Genomic DNA, 4,303 nt, shown 5'->3' on the forward strand with positions numbered 1-4,303 from the left:
TCCCACATCGGCAGCTCGCCGAGCCGGCGGCGCAGGCTCGCCCCGGCCGGGTCGATCCGCTCCTGGACCAGCTCCCGCACCATGGTCACGAAGCGCGGGTCGGTGCCGGGGGTGGCGGCGCGGACGAAGTCCAGGCCGAGTTGCTTGGCCGTGTCCAGCGCCTCGGTGTCGAGGTCCCACACCACCTCCAGGTGGTCGGAGACGAAACCGATCGGGCTGACCACCACGCCGGTGACGCCCTGCCCGGCGAGCGCGGCCAGGTGGTCGTTGATGTCCGGCTCCAGCCACGGCATGTGCGGCGGGCCGGACCGGCTCTGCCAGACCAGGTCGTACGGCAGGTCCGGGGCGGCCGCCGCGTGCACCAGCCGGGCCGTCTCGGTCAGCTGGGCGGTGTACCGGCCGCCGTGCGGGCCGGCGCTGTCGGCCATCGAGACGGGTACGGAGTGCGCGGTGAAGACGAGCCGGGTGCTGTCCCGCCGCGCCGGGTCGAGCTGGGCCAGCGCCGCCCGTACCGCGTCGACGTGCGGCTCGACGAAGCCCGGGTGGTCCCAGAACTGGCGCAGCTTCTCGATCGCCGGCGCGTCCGGGCCGACTGCCGCCCGGGCGGCAGTGATGTCCTCCTGGTACTGCCGGCAGGAGGAGTACCCGCCGTAGGCGCTGGTGACGAAGGCCAACGCCCGCCGTACGCCGTCGTCGCGCATCTGCGCCACGGTGTCGGCGAGCATCGGCTTCCAGTTCCGGTTGCCCCAGTAGACGGGCAGGTCGAGGCCATGGGTGGTGAAGTCCGCGCGGATCGCCGCGAGCAGTTCCCGGCACTGCTCGTTGATCGGCGACACGCCGCCGAAGTGCTGGTAGTGCTCGGCGACCTCGGCCAGCCGCTGCGGCGGGATGCCCCGCCCCCGGGTCACGTTCTGAAGGAACGGCAGCACGTCGTCCGGCCCCTCCGGGCCACCGAAGGACACCAGCACCACCGCGTCGTACGCCATGGGCCCATTCTTCCCGGTGCCCGGCGGCAGCCCGGCAACGCCCCCGGGTCCCGGCTGTTAACAGGGGCCCCCTGCTATACCGCAGGCGTTAAAAGGGGGCCCTTCCTTTCACCTAGGCGCCGATGGCGTGGTAGCCGCCGTCGACGTGCACGATCTCGCCGGTGGTGGCCGGGAACCAGTCCGACAGCAGCGCGAGGCAGGCCCGGGCGGCCGGCTCCTGGTCGGTGAGGTTCCAGCCCAGCGGGGCCCGCTCGGCCCAGGCGTCCTCGAACTGCTCGAAGCCGGGGATCGACTTGGCGGCCATGGTGCGCAGCGGCCCGGCGGAGACCAGGTTGCTGCGGATGCCCTGCTTGCCCAGGTGCATGGCGAGGTAGCGGGAGGCGGACTCCAGCCCGGCCTTGGCCACGCCCATCCAGTCGTAGACCGGCCACGCCTGGGTGGCGTCGAAGGTCAGCCCGACCACCGAGCCGCCCGGCGACATCAGCGGCAGCGCCGCGACCGCGAGGGACTTGTAGGAGTAGGTCGAGACGTGCAGCGCGGTCGCCACGTCCTCCCAGGAGGCGTCGAGGAACCCGCCGCCGAGGCAGCTCTGCGGGGCGAACCCGATCGAGTGCACCACCCCGTCGAGGCCGTCGACGTGCTCCCGGACCTTGTCGGCCAGCCCGGCGAGGTGCTCGGTGTTGGTCACGTCCAGCTCGATCACGGGCGCCGGCTCGGGCAGCCGCTTGGCGATCCGCTCCACCAGCGAGAGCCGGCCGTACCCGGTGAGCACGACCTGGGCACCGTTCTCCTGGGCGAGCTTCGCCACCGAGAAGGCGATCGAGGCATCGGTGATGACGCCGGTGACGAGCAGCCGCTTACCGGCCAGCAGTCCGGACATTACGCTCATTCCTCCGTGGCAGGTGGGGTCGGGGCGCAGGCGCCGCGCGGTCCAGGTTGCAGAAGATTCAGTGGCCCATGCCCAGGCCGCCGTCGACCGGGATGACCGCGCCGGAAACGTAGCCGGCGCTGTCGCCGGCCAGCCAGGTGACCACCGCGGCAACCTCGTCCGGGCTGGCCATCCGGCCGGCCGGGATCGACTTGAGGATCTCCGCCTTGCGCTCCGCGGTCAGTACGGCGGTCATGTCGGTCTCGATGAAGCCGGGCGCGACCACGTTGGCGGTGATGTTGCGGGTGCCCAGTTCCCGGGTGATCGAGCGGGCCACCCCGACCAGGCCGGCCTTGCTGGCCGCGTAGTTGACCTGGCCGGCGCCGCCGGACAGGCCGACCACCGAGGAGATGAAGATCATCCGGCCCCACTTGGCCCGCAGCATCTTCGCCGAGGCGCGCTTGGCGCAGCGGTACGCGCCGGTCAGGTTGGTGTCCAGCACCCGGGTGAACTGCTCCTCGGACATCCGCAGCAGCAGCGTGTCGTCGGTGATGCCGGCGTTGGCGACCAGCACCTCCACCGGCCCCAGCTCCGCCTCGACCGCGGCGAAGGCGGCGTCCACCGACTCGGCGTCGGTGATGTCGCACTGCACGCCGAACAGACCGTCCGGCGCCCCGCTGCCCCGGTGGGTGATCGCCACCCGGTCACCCTGCTTGGCGAAGGCCTGCGCGATGGCCAGACCGATCCCGCGGTTGCCGCCGGTAACCAGCACAGTTCGAGACACGGTGCGTCCTCTCCAAAGATCGCTGCGGGTTGGAGACTAGGCGCTACCGCACGGTAATCACTAACCCGCCCCACGTCATACCGGGGTACGACCCGGTGGATCACCCTGCGGTCGCACGACAGGAGCACCCGGCCGAACTACCCTGCCGGGGTATGGACCGCAGTACCGTCCGTCGCGCCCTGGCGGCCCTACGTCGCACCGTGGCCGGGCCGGACTATCCCCCCGTCCGGCTACCACTGGACCGGCTACGTTCCCGGCCCCGCACGGCGGCCGCCCTCCGGACCCTCGGGCTACTGGCCCTGCTCGGGCTGACGCTGATCGGCACGGAGTACCTGCGCGACGCGCGCAAGCTGACCATCGCCACCGCCCTGCTGCTCTCGGCCCTGACTGTCGCACCACTGCCGATCCTGCTCACCCGACCGCTCTGGGCCTGGCGGATCATGTTCGTCGGGCTGCTGTTCGGCACGTTCAACCGGTGGCCGTGGGACGACTGGCCGTGGAGCCCGGTCCAGATCCTGGTCAGCCTGCTCGTGCTGATCGTGGTGGCCACCCGGGTCGACCGGCTCGTGCTCGCCTGGGTCGGGCTGTTCAGCCTCATCCCGGTCTGGATCTTCGTGCCACCACGCAACCAGGTCGGCGTCAGCCTGCTGTTCGTGGCGCTGCTGCTCGTCGGCGACCTGGTGCGGCACAACCTGCTGGCCCGGCGGGCGCTGGCCGAGCAGGCCGAGCTGAGCGAGCTGGAGCAGGCCCGGCGCGCGGTGCTGGAGGAACGCACCCGGATCGCCCGGGAGCTGCACGACGTGGTCGCGCACCACATGTCGATGATCGCCGTGCAGGCGGAGACCGCGCCGTACCGGCTCGACGCCGTACCCGAGCCGGTACGGTCCGAGTTCGCCGCCATCGCCGACTCCGCCCGGGCGGCCCTGACCGACATGCGGCGGCTGCTGGGCGTACTGCGCAGCGAGTCGGAGGATCCGCAGACCGCGCCGCAGCCCGGCCTGGCGGAACTGCCCGCACTGGTGGCCGCCGCCCAGCGGGCCGGCATGACGGTGACCCTGAGCACCGACATTCCCGCCGAGCCGTCGACGCCGGTCGGGCTGGCCGCGTACCGGATCATCCAGGAGGGCCTGGCCAACGCCGCCCGGCACGCGGCCGGCGCCGCGGTGCGCGTCAACGTGCGGGAACTGGCCGGCGGGCTGGCGGTACGGGTGGTGAACTCGGGCGGGGGCAGCCCGGCCGGGCCGGACGCACGCGGCGGCGGGCAGGGGCTGACCGGCATGCGGGAACGGGCCATCGCCCTCGGCGGCACCTGCGTCGCCGGGCCCACCAGCGACGGCGGCTACGCGGTGGAGGCGCTGTTGCCCGGCGACCGGGAGGACGGGACACCATGATCCGGGTGCTGATCGCCGACGACCAGGCGATGGTCCGGCAGGGCTTCGGCGCGCTGCTGGCCGCCCAGCCGGACCTGCTGGTGGTCGGCGACGCCGCCGACGGCGCGCAGGCGGTCGCCGAGGCCCGCCGGCTCGACCCGGACGTGGTGCTGATGGACGTGCGGATGCCGGTGCTCGACCTCGCCGAGTTCTTCTCCCCCGCCGACGTGGCCGCCGACGACGCGTTGCAGGCCGAGCTGGCCGCGCTGCGCGAGGACCTCGCGCCGGCCTGGCT

5 protein-coding genes are annotated in these 4,303 nt (G+C 72.8%); 2 read left to right on the forward strand and 3 right to left on the reverse strand.

Going from position 1 to position 4,303, the window contains the following annotated elements; genetic code table 11:
* From AB0M52_RS31295 to fabG, 3 genes are all read right to left on the reverse strand, one after another.
* The coding region (locus tag AB0M52_RS31295; RefSeq protein ID WP_363961167.1) for a ferrochelatase at positions 1–986 on the reverse strand (986 nt) is incomplete at its 3' end.
* Positions 987–1,098: 112 nt separating this feature from the next.
* On the reverse strand, positions 1,099–1,866 hold the full coding sequence (fabI, locus tag AB0M52_RS31300) for an enoyl-ACP reductase FabI (protein WP_363961169.1): 768 nt from the start codon (positions 1,864–1,866) through the stop codon (positions 1,099–1,101).
* Between the two features lie 67 nt (positions 1,867–1,933).
* Positions 1,934–2,638: a 3-oxoacyl-ACP reductase FabG gene (fabG, locus tag AB0M52_RS31305; protein ID WP_363961171.1), complete on the reverse strand. Its 705-nt coding sequence runs from the start codon at positions 2,636–2,638 to the stop codon at positions 1,934–1,936.
* Between the two features lie 152 nt (positions 2,639–2,790).
* On the opposite strand from fabG, the gene AB0M52_RS31310 reads away from it, so the two are divergent.
* The gene (locus AB0M52_RS31310; protein WP_363961173.1) at positions 2,791–4,029 is read left to right on the forward strand and encodes a histidine kinase; all 1,239 of its coding nucleotides are present in this window, start codon (positions 2,791–2,793) and stop codon (positions 4,027–4,029) included.
* A partial coding sequence (locus AB0M52_RS31315; RefSeq protein ID WP_363961175.1) for a response regulator occupies positions 4,026–4,303 on the forward strand: 278 nt, incomplete at its 3' end. The genes AB0M52_RS31310 and AB0M52_RS31315, both read left to right, overlap by 4 nt.

The organism is Micromonospora sp. NPDC051296, from assembly GCF_040682255.1.
GTDB lineage: Bacteria > Actinomycetota > Actinomycetes > Mycobacteriales > Micromonosporaceae > Micromonospora > Micromonospora craterilacus.